This is a genomic window from Brevundimonas mediterranea (assembly GCF_011064825.1).
In the GTDB taxonomy this organism is placed as follows: domain Bacteria; phylum Pseudomonadota; class Alphaproteobacteria; order Caulobacterales; family Caulobacteraceae; genus Brevundimonas; species Brevundimonas mediterranea_A.
In genome coordinates, this window is sequence record NZ_CP048751.1 from 136,019 (window position 1) to 152,971 (window position 16,953).

A 16,953-nucleotide genomic window follows, 5' to 3' on the forward strand; every position below is an offset into this window, starting at 1 on the left:
ACATCCTCATCGATTTGGGGGAACGGGCGGACCGGAAGCAGGACACCGGCCCGCCCGCCTGGGAGTTAGCTCTCCGGACAGACGGATCAGAGAGCGATCGGAGAATGGCCGATCCGGAACCGGCCATCCTTGATGCAGATCAGAAGAAGCCCAGTTTGTCGGGGCTGTAGCTGACCAGCAGGTTCTTGGTCTGCTGATAGTGGTCCAGCATCATCCGGTGGTTCTCTCGCCCGATGCCGGACTTCTTGTAGCCGCCAAAGGCCGCATGCGCCGGGTACTGATGATAGCAGTTGGTCCAGACCCGACCGGCCTGGATGGTACGACCCGCGCGATAGGCGGTGTTCATGTCGCGCGACCAAACCCCGGCGCCCAGGCCGTATTCGGTGTCATTGGCGATCTCCATCGCCTCTTCGAAGGTCTTGAAGGTGGTCACGGCCAGGACGGGACCGAAGATCTCCTCTTGGAAGACCCGCATGTCGTTGGTGCCCTTGAACACGGTCGGCTTGACGTAATAGCCGCCCGACAGGTCGTCCGGCAGCAGCGACTGTTCGCCGCCCGTCAGCACCTCGGCCCCCTCGTCCTTGCCGATCTGCAGATAGCTGAGAATCTTCTTCAGCTGCTGTTCCGACGCCTGGGCGCCGACCATGGTGGCCGGGTCCAGCGGGTCGCCCTGGACGATGGCCTCGACCCGGGCGATGGCCTTGGCGATGAAGGCCTCATAGATGTCTTCATGGATCAGGGCACGGCTCGGGCAGGTGCAGACCTCGCCCTGGTTCAGGGCGAACATGGCGAAGCCTTCCAGCGCCTTGTCCAGGAAGGCGTCGTCGGCGTCCATCACGTCCTTGAAGAAGATGTTCGGCGACTTGCCGCCCAGCTCCAGCGTCACCGGAATGATGTTCTTGGTCGCATACTCCATGATCTTCTGACCCACGGCGGTCGAGCCGGTGAAGGCGATCTTGGCGATGCGGGGGTTGGTGGCCAGCGGCTCGCCGACCTCGGCGCCCGTGCCGGATACGATGTTCAGCACGCCGGCCGGCAACAGGTCCTGGATCAGTTCGATCAGCAGCAGGATCGAGGCCGGGGTCTGTTCCGCCGGCTTCATCACGATGCAATTGCCCGCCGCCAGGGCCGGGGCGATTTTCCAGGTCGCCATCAGAATGGGGAAGTTCCACGGGATGATCTGGCCGACCACGCCCAGCGGCTCATGGAAATGATAGGCGACCGTGTCGTGATCCAGCTCCGAGATTCCGCCTTCCTGCGCGCGGATACAGCCGGCGAAATAGCGGAAATGGTCGATGGCCAGGGGGATGTCGGCCGCCAGGGTCTCGCGCACCGGCTTGCCGTTGTCCCAGGTCTCGGCCTCGGCCACGGCCTGAAGATTGGCTTCGATCCGGTCCGCGATCTTGTTCAGGATGACGGCGCGCTGAGCGACGCTGGTCTTGCCCCAGGCGTCCTTGGCGGCATGGGCGGCGTCCAGGGCCAGTTCGACGTCGGCCGCGTCCGATCGTGCGACTTCGCACAGGACGCGGCCGTTCACCGGGGAGGTGTTCTCGAAATAGCGGCCGTTGACCGGCGGGACCCACTGGCCGCCGATGAAATTGTCATAGCGCGTCTTGAACTTGGGGGTCGCGGCGCGCGCGAATTCGGGTTTGGTCATGAAACACTCCTAACGTTCCCTCGGGCGTCGATTGCCGACGTCGTTGGAACGGGAAGCTCTGCCTGCCCCGGCCGATCCGCCAGACGGGCCGTTCATGGTGCAGCGCAAACCTGTCGCACGCCTGCGACAGTCGGCTCAGTGAGGTTCGCGCGAAAGCCCCAGCCGGTGCAGCTTGCGGTGCAGGGTCGCACGGCTGATCCCCAGGGCCCGCGCGGCGGCCGAGACATTGCCCCCGCTGCGCGCCAGGGCGCGACGCACCGCCCCGCGCTCGGCCTCCAGCAGCTCCGTCTCGACACAGCCCGCCCCCAGGACCTCTGACGCCGCCAGTTGGGCCGCGATCCGCTCGTCGGTGATGGACAGGGCCAGGCGGGCCGCGCGGGTGGCGCCGATCACCAGGTCGTCCCGATCGACCGCCAGCAGGGCCGCCGTATTCCGCTCGACCGGATCCCCGGCCAGGACGATCCGCGCCTGGGAGAAGGCCTGACGAAAGGTCTGGGCCTCGATGGCCCGCGCCGCATCCGCCACGGCCGCCGCGATCAGGCCCAGCACGCCCGCGGTCGCATCGGCCCGGCAGGACGAGACGTCCAGCAGACCGGCGAGGCGTCCCAGATGATCGTGGATCGGATGGCTGGTGCAGCTCAGGGCCGTGTTGCGGGTATGGAAATGCTGGTCCCGATGGATGGTCAGGGGCCGGTGTTCCGCCAGGGCCGTGCCGATGCCGTTGGTGCCCTCGACCGCCTCGGACCATATGGCGCCGGGCCATAGCCCCCAGCGGCGAAAGATGTCGTCATCCGCCGCCGCGCCCCGGCGCTCCAGCGGCACCCCGTCGGCATTGGTCAGCAGGATGCAGCAGCCGGTGTCGCCGACGGCCAGGAACAGCCGATCCAGCACCCCTTGCGCCGCCCGCGTCATCGGCTCCATGGCCTGGCGCGCCTCATGCAGTTGCGCCTCGGTCAGGGTCTGGGGACGGCCGCCGTCCTCGGGATCCAGGCCGTACAGCGACATGGACCGACGCCAGGATGCGGCCAGGGCCGAACGCGCCGGCTCGGCGCCGTTGTCGAGCGCCTGTTTGATCAGGCTTCCGTGATCGTTTCCTGGCCGATCGCCCATGGTGTCTCCCAAGGCTTGTTTCGCCAGATCAGACGCTTGCCGCGCCACAAGGTCAAGGCGACCCGGCTGAACGCCACGAAAGCTTCCCTAAGGTCCGGTTTTCATTGGCGATAGGGGATCAGTTCAGCCTTGTTTTGAACCGAAACCCGGATCACCCTGCATATCAACGGGTCGCCGAACCGGCCCGAGAAAAGGGAACGACCATGAAGACCAAGATCATGCTGGCCGCCGCCGCCCTGGCGGCTGCGCTCGCCTCTCCCGCCCTGGCCGCGGATCCGACCGGCCTGTGGCAGACCCCGACCAACGGCGGCCAGGTGCGGATCGCCCGTTGCGGCCAGGCCCTGTGTGGAACCCTGGTGACGTCGAACCATATCCGGGCGGACGCCGACGTCCGGGACGAGCATAATCGCGACACCGCCCTGCGTAGCCGCACCCTGCGGAACCTGCCGATGCTGACCGGCTTCACCGGCGGCCCGACCGAATGGCGCAACGGCTCGGTCTATAACCCGGCCGACGGCCGCACCTATCGCGGCACCATCACCATGACCAACGACAACAGCCTGAACCTGCGCGGCTGTGTCGTCGCCCCCCTGTGCAAGACCCAGACCTGGACCCGCATCCAGTAGGCCCGACCCAGACAGACGAAGGCCCGGCCGGATCGCTCCGGCCGGGCCTTTTCATGCCTGCCGTCAGGCTTGACGGATCGGCCTCGGGCGGCCTGCGCCCCTAGCGGTTCAGGGCCGCCCGCGCCGCCTCGGCGTAGCGGTGGCCCACGGCCGCGCCCCTGGGGAAGACCGCGTCGATGCGCGCCAGGTCTTCCGGCGTCAGGACGATGTCCGTCGCGGCGGCGTTCTGTTCCAGAGTAGCGATGCGGCGGGTGCCGGGGATCGGAACCAGATCCTCGCCCTGGGCCAGGACCCAGGCCAGGGCCAGTTGGGCGGCGGTCACGCCCTTGTCGGCGGCGATGGCCTTCACCGCCTCGACCAGATCCAGGTTCTTCTGGAAATTCTCACCCATGAAACGCGGATTGGTGCGGCGGAAGTCGTCCGCCTCCAGATCGTCGATGGACTTGATGTCGCCGGACAGGAAGCCCCGACCTAACGGGCTGTAGGGCACGAAGCCGATGCCCAGTTCCCGCACGACCGCGAACAGTTCGTCTTCCGGGTCCCGCGTCCACAGCGAATATTCGGTTTGCAGGGCGGTGATCGGATGGGTCGCATGGGCCTTGCGCAGGGTGTCCGGCGCGGCCTCGGACAGGCCCAGGAAGCGGACCTTGCCCTCCTTGACGAGCTCCGCCATCGCCCCGACCGTCTCTTCGATCGGCGTGTCGGGATCGACCCGATGCAGATAATACAGATCGACGTGATCGACGCCGAGACGCTGAAGACTGCCCTCGATGGCGCGGCGGACATTGGCCGGACTGCCGTCGACCAACAACTTGGAACGATCAGCGTTGTAATTGATGCCGAACTTGGTGGCGATGAAGGCCTGATCGCGCCGGTCCTTCAACGCCTTGCCGACCAGGACCTCATTGGTGTGCGGGCCGTACATCTCGGCCGTGTCGAACAGGGTGACGCCCAGGTCGAGGGCGCGGTGGATGACGGATATGGACTGGCCCTCGTCCGCGCCGCCGTAGAAGGCGCTCATGCCCATGCAGCCCAGGCCTATGGCCGAAACCTCGGGACCGTTCAGGCCCAACTTGCGCGTCTTCATCTGCGCTCTCCTGTCGATGTGGGGGATCAGCGTTCAAAGACGCCGACGATCAGGAGATGGTCACTGCAGCGGCGGGCCGCAAGCCCGGCCGCGCTGCGCGATGGTACCGCCTCTCAGGCTTGAACTGAGGACCTCCGGTTCCACAAACCGGCGCTCTAACCAACTGAGCTAAGGCGGCCCGCGCGTCGCGAGGCGCGTTCTCTACCGGGACTGCGGCAGGGGATCAAGGCGTCGTTGCGCCTGACGCAAAGAAAAACGCCCCGGCCGAAACCGGGGCGTTCTGTCTTGTCTAACTCGGCTTCGCCTACTGGAGACGGAAGCGAACCGTAAAGCGAGCCTGACCGCCTTGAGCCACACCGTCAACGGTGCCGGGCGAGAACCGCGCCGACCGCATGGAGCGGAGAGCGGCCTGGCCGAAGCCAGCGCCGGACGGCGTTTCCGAAACTACGCTGCAGTTCGTCGGCGTGCCATTGGCGGCGACGGTGCAGAGCAGGGTCACGGTGCCGCCTTCGATACCGCGCTCCTGAGCACGCTCAGGGAACTCGGGTTGAGGCTGACGCGACCAAGCAACGCTGGTCACCACCGCAGGACGAGCCGGGGCCGGCGGCGCCGGAGGCGGCGGCGGTCCAGGAATGTTCACGGGCGGACCCGTGTACTCGACCCGGTCTTCCTTCTTCGTCGGCGTGATGTTCACCGGCGGAGGAGGCGTCACGTTCGGAACCGGAGCCGGCACCCGCACCTGAAGCTTGGGCGGAGGCGGCGTATCCGTCGGCGGGGGCGGCGGGGGCGGAGGGGGCGGAGGCGGCGGAACCGGCTCGACCAACTCGACCTCGACAGACTCGTCGACGTAGTTGAACTCCTTGAGTTTGAACTTCGACTGCTGAAGGAAGAAGATCAGCAGGGCGAACAGGAGGGTGACGATCAGAAGGCAGACGATCAGGACGGGGTAGGAAACCCCCATGAAGCCCTTCTTCTTGGGTACGTCGTAACGACTGCGATGATATGCGACGTCTGTCATTCTATCTCCGCACTCTAGCTCGTCGCCTGGTCTTCGCCGACCAGTGCAACGCTGTAGAAGCCGTTATCCTGCAAAGCGTTCATGACCTGCATGAAATCACCATAGCGGGTGTTTTGGTCGCCCCGAATGAAGATCCGCTCATCGGCCGGGTTCCGGGATCCGATCTGCTTCAGCAGATCTTCGCCCAGAGAGCCGACGCTGGTCGGGAAGTCGCCCACAAAGACGTCGCCGTCGTTCTGGATCGAAATATAGACCGGCTTGGGCGGGTTCGGAGCCGCCTTAGCGACGGCGATTGGCAACTCGACCGGCACCGACACGGAAGCGAGCGGAGCCGCGACCATGAAGATGATGAGGAGGACCAACATGATGTCAACGAAAGGCGTGACGTTGATATCGCTGTTGGCCTCGACCTTGTTGCCGCCGCCGCCCGATTTAATCTTGGCGGCCATCCGTCTTACGCCCCCTTGTCGAGCTGACGCGAGATGCCGTTCAGCAGCTCGGCGGCGAAACCATCGGCGCGGGTGCCGTAGGCGGCGATGCGCGTGTTGAAGTAGTTATAGAAGACAACGGCCGGGATAGCGGCGAACAGGCCGATACCGGTGGCCAGCAGGGCCTCGGCGATACCCGGAGCAACGACGGCCAGGTTGGTCGTGTTGGATTCCGCGATGCCGATGAAGGAGTTCATGATGCCGTAAACGGTGCCGAACAGACCGACGAACGGACCGATCGAGCCGACCGAAGCCAGGAACTGCTGGCCGCCCGACAGGCGCAGGGCCAGACCGGATTGAACGGCGGCGACGGCGGCCTGGGCGCGGCCCAGGGCCGAGTCGAGGTGATCGCCGGTGACCGAGAGACCGGCCTGACGCGACATTTCGACTTCTTCGGTCGCCGCAGCGGCCATGTCGGCCAGCGGGTTGCCGTCGAACTCTTCTTGCGTCGAGACGGCGCGCATGTCCGCGATGGTGCGGGCGCCGCGGAAGTTTTCGAGGAAGTTGTCGGTCTTGCGGTTCAGCGCGCCAAACTCGAACAGTTTGATGAGCAGCAGGGTCCAGGACAGGATCGAGGCCAGCAGCAGGCCGATCATGACGACCTTAACGATGACGGTCGCTTCCATGAACATGGAGATCGGGGTGATGCCGGCGCCGTGTCCGCCGCCGACGGACTCGTTCATGGTTTGCGGGTTGGCCGCGTCGGCGGCCGGAGCCATCGCCGTCGGGGCTGCTGCGGGTGCAGCGGCCGGGGTCGGCTCGGCCGGGGCCTGGGCCAGGACCGGCGAGCTCGCCATCAGCACGGCGGCGCCGGCCATGGCGAGAAGGATGTTCGTCTTTTTGCTGTTCAGCATAATTCGCCAGTTCCTGCTTGGTCTGACTCGTGGAACCAAAGGTGCGGCCGTGTCAAAGAGCCGCCCCCCAACCTGAAAATGTTTCCTTCAACGCCCCGCGTCCCATCGGGATCATCCAGGCGCTGAATTCTTTGATGGAGACGCATCCGGTTTCCCGCACCGCCCCCGTATTCGAACCGCCGGAGAACACGTCTCCTAAGAATCCGTCTGACGCCTTTGTGGGAGGACGTCCTACCCCCTTTGGCGAACCCTTACCGGAGCGTCAAGGGAGAACAGCCGGATTTCACCCGCCGGGCGAAGTTCGAGCAAGTCTTGCTCCTTTCGACCGCCAGCAGGCCGGAAAGCGACACTTTTGTGATGATTTCACCGCGATTAGCGCAAGCTTGTTCGAAAGCCATAATCCGGAGGAGTTTTTTACTCCTCTGAGAGCGTTTCTCAGATCATCCGCCCCCAAAGCAGTCGATCAGCATCGTTTCAGATGACGTCGTTCCATGGAACGGGACGCTTAGGCTTGGTCATTTCAGGGAAGGTCGGCGCGCCGACGAAAGATGGTGCCTGGAGGCGGGTTCGAACCACCGACACGCGGATTTTCAATCCGCTGCTCTACCAGCTGAGCTATCCAGGCGCCGACGCGGCGTCGCGAGAGGCGGGTCTATAGGCGAGCCGTTTCCGCCTGTCCAGCGTCGTTTCAGTCCTTTTCGCCATCATCTTCGGCGCCCTCGTCCAGGGCGGCCGGGATGGCGTAGCCGCCCGTGAACCAGCGCTGCAGATCCACTTCCGAGCAGCGGCGCGAGCAGAACGGCTTGTACTTGGGATCGGCGTCGGCCTTGCGGCAGATCGGGCAGGTGCTCATCGATCAGGTCCTTCGATACGTCCACACCCGCGCCGCACATCGGCGTCGGCCCTCACCGAGGCGCGCGGCCCCATCCGGGCGGCCAGGGGGCCAAGAAGCGCGGCCTCGTCCGGCGCACAGCGCGCGACGACGCGCGCAGACCGGGTGTCGGACAACAGTCGTCGGCGCAGCGCCCGGGCCAGGGCCAGGACTTCAGTCTGGACCGACGGCCGGCGGCCGGCCTCGAACAGGATCTCTTCTATAGGGGTCCGCCGCCAGGGCAGCGACATCTGCAACAGGCCGAACCGGCTGATCGGGCCGAACACGGCCTGGGGTTCGTGGGAGAAGGCCGCGCGGGCCGCCTTGTCCCCGGCGGCCGCGTCCTCCGCATCGCCGACCAGGTCGACGACGATCAGCCCGCCCCAGTTCCGCAGGCTGATCAGCCGCGCGGCCTGGTTCAGCCCCAGGCGATTCGCCGCCGCCCGCGCCTGTTTCGGATCACGCCCCGTCCCGGCCGTATGATCAATGTCGACGGCGATCAGGGCGCGGGTGCGTTCGATGGCGAGGTCGACGCCGTGGGAGTTGAAGACATGGCGGGACGCCAGAGCCTCTTCCTCCGCCTCCGTCACCGCGTCGATGGCGGCGAGGCCCGTGGTCAAGCCCCCGCCTCCGGCGAGGTCCCGCAGCTGGGCGGCGATGCTGGGCGCGGCCTCCAGCAGGCGGGGCGCCCCCTCCCCCGGCCCAAGGCGGCGCAGAACCGCGCCCTTGCCGGCGCGCGGCTCGGCGACGACCGTCGCCTCCAGCCGTTCGCCCTGGGTCAGACGTTCATTGCGATGGAAGGGCAGAAAGGCCGGCGCGCCGGCGCCCAGATCGACGAAGGCGCCGCGCAGGCCGGGATTGATCTCGGTCACCCGGCCGACGGACCGTGCGCCCAGGCGATGCTGGGGCAGATCGCCGTCACGATGGATCAGCAGATGAGTATAGCGGCCGTCACGCAGGACCGCGCCGCGGGTCTCGCCCGGCGCCTCGTCGAGGAAGACCTCGATCTCGCCGCTCATGCCCGCCAGCCGACGCCATGCAGCAACTGCACCGCCTCATAGAGGGGCAGGCCCATGACGGCGGGATGGCTGCCGACGATTCGTTGAACAAAGGCCCCGGCCGGGCCCTGGATGCCATAGCCCCCGGCCTTGCCGCGCCAGTCGCCGGTGGCGACATAGGCGGCGATCTCGTGGTCCGACAGGGGCTTGAAGCTGACGCGGGTCTCATTGACCCGCGACGACAGCTTGCCGTCGCGCACGACAGCCACGCCGGTGAAGACCCGGTGATTGCGGCCGGACAGCAGCTTCAGGAACCGCGTCGCCTCAGCCTCGTCCGCCGCCTTCTCCAGGAAACGTCGTCCCACGGCGACCACCGTGTCGGCGGCGATGACCACCGCGTCGGGCCGTCGCGCCGCAACCACCTGGGCCTTGGACGTGGCCAGACGTTCGGCGAGGCGCGGCGGCGTCTCGCCCTTCAGCGGCGTCTCGTCGATGTCGGCGGGATCGATATGGTCGGGCGTGATCCCGACCTGCGCCAGCAGTTCGATGCGGCGCGGGCTGGCCGAGGCCAGCACCAGCTCAGGCCGGCTCATACGAGCCGTCCCTTACTTGAAGCGATAGGTGATGCGACCCTTGGTCAGGTCGTAGGGGGTCATTTCCACCAGAACCTTGTCGCCGGCCAGCACGCGGATGCGGTTCTTACGCATCTTGCCCGCCGTGTGGGCGATGATCTCGTGGTCGTTCTCGAGCGTCACGCGAAAGGTGGCGTTCGGCAGCAATTCGCTGACGGTGCCGGGAAACTCGAGCAGTTCTTCCTTAGCCATGCGGCCTCTCACGCCCGTTGAATATGCGTTCGACCCCACGCCGGGCGGGCGCGAGGGGCGGAATGGAGGGGCCTAATGCCCGAAAATGCAGAGATAGTCGAGGTCAGCCGCGACGGTAGAGGGCGCACAAGAGCGTAAACAGCCGTCGCGCCGTCTCGTGATCGACGATGATCTTGCCATCCAGCCGCGTCTTCAGCTGTTCGGCCCCCTCGTTGTGCAGACCGCGCCGGCCCATGTCGACCGATTCGATCTGGCTGGCCGACGAGCCGCGCAGGGCCTCGTAATAGCTGTCGCAGATCATGAGATAGTCCCTCAGCACCCCCTTCAGGGGCGTCAGGCTGATGGCGTAGGTGCGGGTGAAACCTCCGCCGTCGATGTCGAACACCAACCGGTTGTCCTGCAGCGACAGTTTCAGCCGATATCGTCCGCCCCCCTCTGCATCGTCAGGCGCGCCGACGGGTTCGAAACTGTTCTTCTCGACCAGGTCGAAGATGGCGACGCGGCGCTCGTGCTCGATCTCGGCGGTGGCGGCGGGAAGCGTGACCGTGTCCAGCTCAACCGAGACCAGCTTGTGGACGCCGCTCATGCCGCGCTCCCTTCATCGTTTTCAGGCGCGTTCAGAGGGACCGCATCCAGATGCGTCGGGGCGATCCGCGCCGGCCAGCGCTCCGAGATGTCGGTCACCACGGCGTCCAGGCATTCGACGTCGATCCTCAGATCGCCGCCGCCGGCGAACATCAGGATCACCCGCCCGCCCGGCGCCTCGGTCGGCATGAAATCCAGGGCCAGCAGTTCCAGTGAGGCGTCGGGGCTGCGCGACAGGCGCCGGCTCTTGACCGCCAGCACGTCCCCGAACTGCATGGCGCACATCACCCGCGTCCCGCCGCACTCCCAGCAGAAGCGGCTGAAGGCGATGGTCAGGGTGCGGGCGCCCTTTTCCCAGACGATGTCGACCGGCCGCAGGATGGCGTCCTGAAGCGCGGCGGAGATGATCTGCAGATCGTCGGCGTCCTCGGCCAGCAGGCGCAGCGGTTCTACCGGCGCCTTGGCTTCCGTGACGACGCCGTCGATCTCAGTGCTCATCACCTGTTCCTTTAATCCGTCGGATATCCGCCCCGCACGCGCCCAGCTTCTCCTCCAAACGCTCGAACCCGCGATCCAGATGATAAACCCGGCCGACCGTCGTCTCGCCCTCGGCGACCAGGCCGGCGATGACCAGGCACATGGAGGCCCGCAGGTCGGTGGCCATCACCTGGGCGCCGTGCAGCCCCTCGACCCCCTTGACCTGGGCCTCGCCGGCGTGAACCGAGATCTCGGCTCCCAGCCGGGCCAGTTCCGGCACATGCATGAACCGGTTCTCGAAAATGGTCTCGCGCACGGTGCTCACGCCGTCGGCCGTGGTCATCAGGGCCATGAACTGGGCCTGCAGATCGGTGGCGAAGCCGGGATAGATGGCGGTCTCGATATCGACCGCCTGCAACCGCACCTTCGGATCGCGCTTGATCAACACCCCGTCGGCGGTCGGCGACACCTCGACGCCCGCCTCGATCATCTTGTCGGTCAGGGCCCCGATCAGTTCGGCCCGCGCCTTGGTCAGACGCACCTCGCCCCCCGCCATGGCGGCGGCGACGGCGTAGGAGCCCATTTCGATTCGGTCGGGAATCACCGACCAGGTCGTTCCGTTCAGCGACGAGACGCCGGTGATGGTCAGGACGTCGGTGTCGATCCCCTCGATCTTCGCCCCCATCGCCGTCAGGCAGCGGGCCAGGTCGCCGATCTCCGGCTCGCGCGCGGCGCGGCGCAGCACGGTCGTGCCCTGGGCCAGCACGGCGGCCAGCAGGGCGTGTTCGGTGGCGCCGACCGAGACGAAGGGAAACTCGATCTCAGCGCCCTTCAGACCCGACGGAGCCTTGGCGGTGACATAGCCTTCATCCAGTTCGATCTCGGCGCCGAGCGCGGTCAGGGCCTGGAGGTGCAGATCCACCGGACGGGCGCCGATGGTGCAGCCGCCGGGCAGCGACACCTTGGCCTCGCCCGTGCGGGCCAGCAGCGGGCCCAGCACGTTGAACGAGGCCCGCATCTGCCGCACCAGATCATAGGGGGCGAAGGTCGAAGTCAGGGCCTTGGCGTGGAACAGACTCTCCTGCCCGTCCGCCCCGTCCCGTTCCGTCACCTCGATGCCGAACTGGCGCAGCAGTTGGCCCAGGAAGCGGGTGTCCGCCAGACGCGGCATATTGGTCAGCAGCAAGGGCTGATCTGTCAGGATCGAGGCGGCCATCAGCTTGATGGCGGAATTCTTGGCGCCGCTGACGGGAATATCCCCGAAAAGCTGGGCGCCGCCCTGAATGGCGATGCTGTCCATGACGTCCTTAAGCGCGCCCGAAGCAAACGCCTCGGGGGGAGGGTTCTCTAGCAAGCCGGCGCGCGCTTGCCAAAGGGCGGAACGGGCGCGGGCCGATGACTTTCAGTTGCTGTCTTTTGGCGGGGCGGGCGTGCGGGCCGGCGCCTTGCGACGTCGCAGGTTGGCGCGCAGGGCCGAAGCCAGGCGGATGGCCCGGTCCGCCTTGGCCCGTTCGACCTCCGACGGCGCCGAAATCTCGGGGGGCGAGGCCGCTGCGGCGGCGGGCGGCGTGTCGGCGTCAGGCGGGGGACGAGTCATGCCCGGATCATGCCGCGATCAGGAGCCGTGTCCAAACTTTCTTTCAGATCGTCAAAAAGCCGCTTCCCTCCCCGGAAGGGTTTGGCTATACGGCCGCTTCCTCAGTCGGGGCCGCCGTAGCTCAGTGGTAGAGCGCATCCTTGGTAAGGCTGAGGTCGTGGGTTCGATTCCCCCCGGCGGCACCATCTGAGACTGAAAAGGCCCGGCGCAAGCCGGGCCTTTTTGTTATGCGCGATCAGGAGAAGACCGGCATGATCGACACGCGGAAGACGGAGCCGCGCAAGCTGGGCTGGGCGCTGGCCGCCCTGCTCGTCACAGGAAACATGATCGGCTCGGGGGTCTATCTACTGCCCGCCTCCCTGGCCTCGGTCGGCAGTTCCAGCATGGTCGGCTGGGTCGTGGCCGCAATCGGCGCCCTGCTGCTGGCCGGGGTCTTCGCGGGCCTGGGGCGAAGGCTGCCCGCCGCCGACGGCCTGTCGGGCTATGCCGAACAGGGACTGGGTCGATTCTTCGGCTATCAGGCCTCGATCGGCTACTGGGTCGGCAACTGGTTGGGCAATGTCGCCATCGCCGTGGCCGCCACCGGTTATCTTGCGCATTTCTTCCCGGTGCTGGCGGAACGCTGGCCCAGCGCGATCTGCAATATCGCCCTGCTGTGGCTGACCACCTTCCTCTATATGGCCGGACCGCGCGCCGTGGCGCGTTTCGGCGGTCTGTCGCTGGGAATCGGCCTGATTCCCCTGGCCATAGCCGCCGTCGCCGGCGCCCTGGCCTTCGACCCCCAGATTTTCGCCGCCTCCTGGTCGCCGGACGGCGCCGGGCTGGCGGCCAGCGTGCCCGCCTCGATGGCCCTGATCTTCTGGGCCTTCCTCGGCTTCGAGAGCGCCGGGGTCGTGGCCCAGCGCCTGAAGAACCCCGAGCGCGACGTCGGCCGCGCCACCTTCGCCGGGGTCGGCCTGGCGGCGGTCATCTATATCGCGGTCAGCGCGGCGATCTTCGGGGTGATTCCGGCCGCTGAATTGGCGAAATCCAGCAGCCCCTTCGCCGATGTCGCCGCACGGGTGATCGGCGGCGGCGCGGCGGGCTTCGTCGCCGTCTGCGCCATCGCCAAGACCCTGGGCACCCTGGGCGGCTGGATGATGCTGACCGGCGAGACCGCCCGCGCCGGGGCCCGCCAGGGCTTCCTGCCCCGCGTCTTCGGCCGGGGCGCCCTGACCCCGCCCGCCAATCCGCTGATCCACGGCGGCCTGATGACCCTGATGGTGCTGATCAGCGCCCAGCCGCGCCTGGCCGGCCAGTTCAGCCTGCTGATCGGCGCGACCACCGTGCTGTTCCTGGTCGTCTACGGCCTGTGCTGCGCCGCCCTGTTCCGGTTCAGCGACCGCTGGCCCGCGCGCCTGGCCGCCCTGGGCGGACTGGGCTTCTGCGGCTGGGCGGTCGTGATGTCGGGCTGGACCTTCCTGGGCATCGCCCTGGCCTTCTTCGCCGCGACGACAGTGGGATGGGCGTTTGTTCGCAAGACGAACGATCCGACGGAGATGTCTGTTTAGGGACTTCGGGCGGACGTCAAGGACTTCAGCCAAGGGTGGGAAAGGAACAGCAACCTGCTGAGTGCGTCTCCAGGAAGAGGGCTCGCCGCAGCGCCTGATACTGTTTGAAGGTGGTGTCGCCGAACGCATCGTCGCGGCTCGCGGGAAGATCCTCGTAAGCGATCTGCCCTCCAAACTGACTGCTGGTCAGGTCGATGCGTGTGTCGTCTATCAGATTATAGAAGTGATAGTTCGGTCCCACTCTGGTCTTAAGGATGCGACCGCCAAGCAAGTCGTTGACCACCAGCGCCGTAACACTGCACTGGCCAAGAGCTGGGTTATCGCGCGTCCATGTGGTCGCTGTCTCCACCGACCACGCAGATTTCAAACGTCCTTCAAGTTCGTTTAGCGCCAGCGCCATAATTCGATGGTCTCACCGTAGGCGAGTGTCCGCAACAGATCGATTGGCGGCTTCAACGACCAGCCAAAAACCGGACTAATCGATACAAGCCTCAGTCGTAGGCCGACAGCCCCCGCCGCCACGAATCGCGCTCATCGGCGTCCTTGTCCTTGCTCCAGCTGAACCCCATCGACAGCGACTTGCTGGTCGAATCGGCGCCGTAGCCGCGGCCGGACCAGCCGCCGTAGGGAGAATAAAAGCCCGGCCCGCGCAGGCCGTATCCACCGCTATAGCCGTAACCCCAGGGTTCGTTGCGGCCCTCGCGATAGGCCAGGTCCAGCCGCCCGTTTTCGCCGACCGGCAGGGACACCGCCGCGCCATAGCTGCGGTAACCGCCCGTGCCGATGCCCGCCTCGACCATGCCGTGCATCTGGCGGTCGTCCTGAGGGCCGGGCGCGGGGGCTTCGTCGAAGCTGGCGCCGGGAGTGCGGCTGTCGATCCAGTGCTGGATCTGCTGTTCAGTGGTCAGGCCGTGGGGCGCGGCGTCCTGGGCCGTGGGGGCGGCGACGGCGGCCTCGGGCGCGGCGGCCATGGCCTGGGCCAGGGTCGGAGCGTTCGAGGGCGCGGTCGTGACCACGCCGTCGGGATCGCCGCCCGACATCGCGCCCGGCATCGTCAGAGCCATACCCGCCAAGAGTCCTGCGATCAGCATGCGCCGCCTCCGTTCGAAATCATCCTAGCACAGCGAATGCGGCCAAGGTCAGGCGTCACCGTCGCCGCGGTGCAACGGATCCGGCAGGGGTTCGCCCTCGGCCACGAAGCTCAGGGCCACCGAGTTGATGCAGTAGCGGTTGCCGGTCGGCGGCGGGCCGTCAGGGAAGACGTGGCCCTGGTGGCTGCCGCAGCGGGCGCACTGGGTCTCGATGCGGACCATGCCGTAGCTGGTGTCGCGGATTTCATGGACATGGGCCGGATCGACCGGCTCGGTGAAGCTGGGCCAGCCGGTGCCGCTCTCGAACTTGGTGCGGCTGCGGAACAGGGGCAGGCCGCATTCGCGGCAGCAGAAGACCCCGGCCCGCTTCTCGCCCAGCAGGGTGCCGCAGAAGGGCGCCTCGGTGCCGTGCGACAGCAGGACGCGCTTCTCCTCGGGGTTCAGGTCGGCTTCCAGCCGGGCGCGTTCGGTGTCGTCCGGCGGGGTCAGGTCATAGCCGGAGGGCGAGCGCAGGCGGTCGGACGGGGGGGCGAGATCGGTCATGACCTCCAAATAAGAAGGGGCGGGCCGAGGTTCCACCCCTGCCCGCCCCCGCAGTCCATTCGATCCGGACGATTTTACTGGAACAGAGTTCCCACCCAGGCGCGGACAGCGGCCTCGTCGGTCGGATCGCCGGCGTAGGCCAGGCCCTGGGCCGGGGTGAAGGGCATGTCATTGCCGCGCTGGCGGGTCATCCAGGCCTTGTGACCATAGCTGAGGTCCGCATAGTTGGACGGCAGGCGCAGGACGGTGGGCTCGATGAAGATCGAGTCCTCGGCCGTCACCGATCCGGCCAGGCGCACGTTCGGCAGACGGGTCAGCAGGTCCAGCGTGTCCAGGCAGCCGCTGGTGCAGCCGCCGTCCACCAGAACGATCACCGGACCGGCGACCGGATTGGCCGTGCCGGCGTCCGGAACCGACGGGCGGCCCGGCAGGGTGAAGGTCGCCTGATTGGCGGCCAGGGCCGAATCGAAGGCGGCGACGATGGCCTGGGTCTGTTCGATGACTGCGCCCGATTCCTGCACGAAGCGCGGATCGGCCTGCATGCGGTTCAGGGTGTCGACGAACCACTGACGGTTGGCCGGGGTGGCGCGATAGGTGATGGAGCCGGCTTCGGGCTGGCGGCTGACGGTGAACTCGGGCGTCCAGATCCGGTTGGCCAGGCCATAGCCCCGGCCCGTGGCGTTCAGCGACGCGCCATTGGCGCCCCGCAGGTCGATGACAAAGCCCTGAGGCCCGCGGAGGGCGGCCAACTGGCCTTCGACCGCAGCATAGAAGGCGTCCCAGCCCGCTTCGTCGGCCAGACTATGGACATGGACCCAGGGACGGCCGTTGACCGTCTCGATCGCCAGGGGATTGGCCGGCGGCATATAGACGGTGGCGCGATAGGCGGTTTCCAGCGCTCCGGCCTCGACGGGTTGGGGCTGCATCTGGAACTCACGCTCCCGACGGCCGACCTTGAAGGTGCAGAGCGACGGCACGCCGCTGGTCAGCGGATTGTTGCGGTTCCACAGCAGATAGGGCGCCGTGCGGACGCGGCCGGCCTCGGTCGTCAGATCGCCTTCCCAACGGTCCAGACGTTCGTCAGCCAATTGCGCCGCAGTCTTGTCGCCGCACTTCACCAGGGTCGAGCCGACCGGGGGAAGGCTGCGTACGCCGGGCTTCACATAGGAGACCACATATTCGCCGTTGCGCCACGCCGTCGTCAGACCCGGCCAGCCGATGGCGAAATAGGGCCCCAGACCTTCGTAGGTGGGGCGGGTCGCGATGTTCGAATCGCGGAAACCGTTGGCGTAATAGCGCAGCAGATAGGCGTGGCTGTCGCCGCTGTTGACGCGGCCCGCCTTGCTCTGGGCGTCGGCCAGGCCGGTGTCGATCCAGGCCCGGAAGGCCTCGCCCGGCGCGCCGGGCACGACGGCGGCGGGGTGATTGGCGGCCAGGACGTCATGGACCGTCTGCAGGTCCTGCTGCGCGAGGGCGCGGAAATCCTGGGCGGAGGCGGCGCCGGCGGCCAGTGTCAGGGACACGACGGCGGCCGAGGCGGCGGCGATCAGGCGGTTCATGGAGGCTCCTGGGCTTGG

General features: G+C 67.0%; 20 protein-coding genes and 3 tRNA genes. 3 read left to right on the forward strand and 20 right to left on the reverse strand.

Going from position 1 to position 16,953, the window contains the following annotated elements; translation table 11 throughout:
• Positions 1-139: 139 nt before the first annotated feature.
• Complete coding sequence (gene exaC / locus GYM46_RS00705; protein WP_008261774.1) at positions 140-1,657, reverse strand: acetaldehyde dehydrogenase ExaC; 1,518 nt, start codon at positions 1,655-1,657, stop codon at positions 140-142.
• A 135-nt stretch (positions 1,658-1,792) separates the two neighbouring features.
• Complete coding sequence (locus tag GYM46_RS00710) at positions 1,793-2,767, reverse strand: GAF domain-containing protein (protein ID WP_035310113.1); 975 nt, start codon at positions 2,765-2,767, stop codon at positions 1,793-1,795.
• Positions 2,768-2,970: 203 nt separating this feature from the next.
• Between GYM46_RS00710 and GYM46_RS00715 the strand changes: the two genes are divergently transcribed.
• Complete coding sequence (locus tag GYM46_RS00715) at positions 2,971-3,393, forward strand: DUF2147 domain-containing protein (protein WP_008259611.1); 423 nt, start codon at positions 2,971-2,973, stop codon at positions 3,391-3,393.
• A 100-nt stretch (positions 3,394-3,493) separates the two neighbouring features.
• Here the strand turns inward: GYM46_RS00715 and GYM46_RS00720 are convergent, their stop codons facing one another.
• The 14 genes from GYM46_RS00720 to GYM46_RS00785 form a co-directional block, all read right to left on the reverse strand.
• Positions 3,494-4,480 (reverse strand): aldo/keto reductase, encoded by a 987-nt coding sequence (locus tag GYM46_RS00720; protein WP_164952574.1) that lies wholly within the window; start codon positions 4,478-4,480, stop codon positions 3,494-3,496.
• A gap of 101 nt (positions 4,481-4,581) precedes the next feature.
• Positions 4,582-4,658 (reverse strand) — tRNA-His (locus tag GYM46_RS00725).
• A gap of 126 nt (positions 4,659-4,784) precedes the next feature.
• Entirely contained in the window at positions 4,785-5,498 is a 714-nt protein-coding gene (locus tag GYM46_RS16915) for an energy transducer TonB (RefSeq protein ID WP_008259763.1), read from the reverse strand.
• 14 nt (positions 5,499-5,512) lie between these two features.
• Positions 5,513-5,947 carry a biopolymer transporter ExbD gene (locus GYM46_RS00735; RefSeq protein WP_008259452.1) on the reverse strand — a complete coding sequence of 145 codons (435 nt, stop codon included), beginning with the start codon at positions 5,945-5,947 and terminating at the stop codon, positions 5,513-5,515.
• A gap of 5 nt (positions 5,948-5,952) precedes the next feature.
• Positions 5,953-6,840, reverse strand: coding sequence for a MotA/TolQ/ExbB proton channel family protein (locus tag GYM46_RS00740; RefSeq protein ID WP_008258688.1), 888 nt, complete (start codon positions 6,838-6,840; stop codon positions 5,953-5,955).
• A 549-nt stretch (positions 6,841-7,389) separates the two neighbouring features.
• A tRNA-Phe gene (locus tag GYM46_RS00745) sits at positions 7,390-7,465 on the reverse strand.
• Between the two features lie 63 nt (positions 7,466-7,528).
• Positions 7,529-7,693 (reverse strand): DNA gyrase inhibitor YacG, encoded by a 165-nt coding sequence (locus GYM46_RS00750; protein ID WP_008259215.1) that lies wholly within the window; start codon positions 7,691-7,693, stop codon positions 7,529-7,531.
• Positions 7,690-8,730, reverse strand: coding sequence for a ribonuclease E/G (locus GYM46_RS00755; RefSeq protein WP_008260569.1), 1,041 nt, complete (start codon positions 8,728-8,730; stop codon positions 7,690-7,692). Before GYM46_RS00755 ends, GYM46_RS00750 begins: the two co-directional genes overlap by 4 nt.
• Positions 8,727-9,302, reverse strand: coding sequence for a Maf family protein (locus GYM46_RS00760; RefSeq protein WP_008264047.1), 576 nt, complete (start codon positions 9,300-9,302; stop codon positions 8,727-8,729). The genes GYM46_RS00755 and GYM46_RS00760 overlap by 4 nt, the downstream gene beginning before the upstream one ends.
• Before the next feature lie 12 nt (positions 9,303-9,314).
• Positions 9,315-9,533, reverse strand: coding sequence for a translation initiation factor IF-1 (gene infA / locus GYM46_RS00765; protein ID WP_008261544.1), 219 nt, complete (start codon positions 9,531-9,533; stop codon positions 9,315-9,317).
• 103 nt (positions 9,534-9,636) lie between these two features.
• A complete protein-coding gene (locus tag GYM46_RS00770) occupies positions 9,637-10,119 on the reverse strand; it encodes a UPF0262 family protein (RefSeq protein WP_008260730.1) in 483 nt (160 codons plus the stop codon).
• Positions 10,116-10,616, reverse strand: coding sequence for a DUF2948 family protein (locus GYM46_RS00775; protein ID WP_040349425.1), 501 nt, complete (start codon positions 10,614-10,616; stop codon positions 10,116-10,118). The genes GYM46_RS00770 and GYM46_RS00775 overlap by 4 nt, the downstream gene beginning before the upstream one ends.
• Positions 10,606-11,895: a UDP-N-acetylglucosamine 1-carboxyvinyltransferase gene (murA, locus tag GYM46_RS00780; protein ID WP_008259994.1), complete on the reverse strand. Its 1,290-nt coding sequence runs from the start codon at positions 11,893-11,895 to the stop codon at positions 10,606-10,608. The genes GYM46_RS00775 and murA overlap by 11 nt, the downstream gene beginning before the upstream one ends.
• Positions 11,896-11,997: 102 nt before the next feature.
• Entirely contained in the window at positions 11,998-12,192 is a 195-nt protein-coding gene (locus tag GYM46_RS00785) for a hypothetical protein (RefSeq protein ID WP_008264028.1), read from the reverse strand.
• 110 nt (positions 12,193-12,302) lie between these two features.
• Between GYM46_RS00785 and GYM46_RS00790 the strand changes: the two genes are divergently transcribed.
• Positions 12,303-12,377, forward strand: a tRNA-Thr gene (locus tag GYM46_RS00790).
• Positions 12,378-12,443: 66 nt separating this feature from the next.
• Complete coding sequence (locus GYM46_RS00795; protein WP_040350010.1) at positions 12,444-13,742, forward strand: amino acid permease; 1,299 nt, start codon at positions 12,444-12,446, stop codon at positions 13,740-13,742.
• A 25-nt stretch (positions 13,743-13,767) separates the two neighbouring features.
• Here GYM46_RS00795 and GYM46_RS00800 read toward each other — a convergent pair whose 3' ends face one another.
• From GYM46_RS00800 to GYM46_RS00815, 4 genes are all read right to left on the reverse strand, one after another.
• On the reverse strand, positions 13,768-14,142 hold the full coding sequence (locus tag GYM46_RS00800) for a YunG family protein (RefSeq protein ID WP_050771614.1): 375 nt from the start codon (positions 14,140-14,142) through the stop codon (positions 13,768-13,770).
• A 91-nt stretch (positions 14,143-14,233) separates the two neighbouring features.
• Positions 14,234-14,833, reverse strand: coding sequence for a hypothetical protein (locus tag GYM46_RS00805; RefSeq protein WP_164952575.1), 600 nt, complete (start codon positions 14,831-14,833; stop codon positions 14,234-14,236).
• A gap of 48 nt (positions 14,834-14,881) precedes the next feature.
• Entirely contained in the window at positions 14,882-15,376 is a 495-nt protein-coding gene (gene msrB / locus GYM46_RS00810) for a peptide-methionine (R)-S-oxide reductase MsrB (protein WP_035309738.1), read from the reverse strand.
• Positions 15,377-15,450: 74 nt separating this feature from the next.
• Positions 15,451-16,935 carry a hypothetical protein gene (locus tag GYM46_RS00815; RefSeq protein WP_008262366.1) on the reverse strand — a complete coding sequence of 495 codons (1,485 nt, stop codon included), beginning with the start codon at positions 16,933-16,935 and terminating at the stop codon, positions 15,451-15,453.
• Between the last annotated feature and the right edge of the window lie 18 nt (positions 16,936-16,953).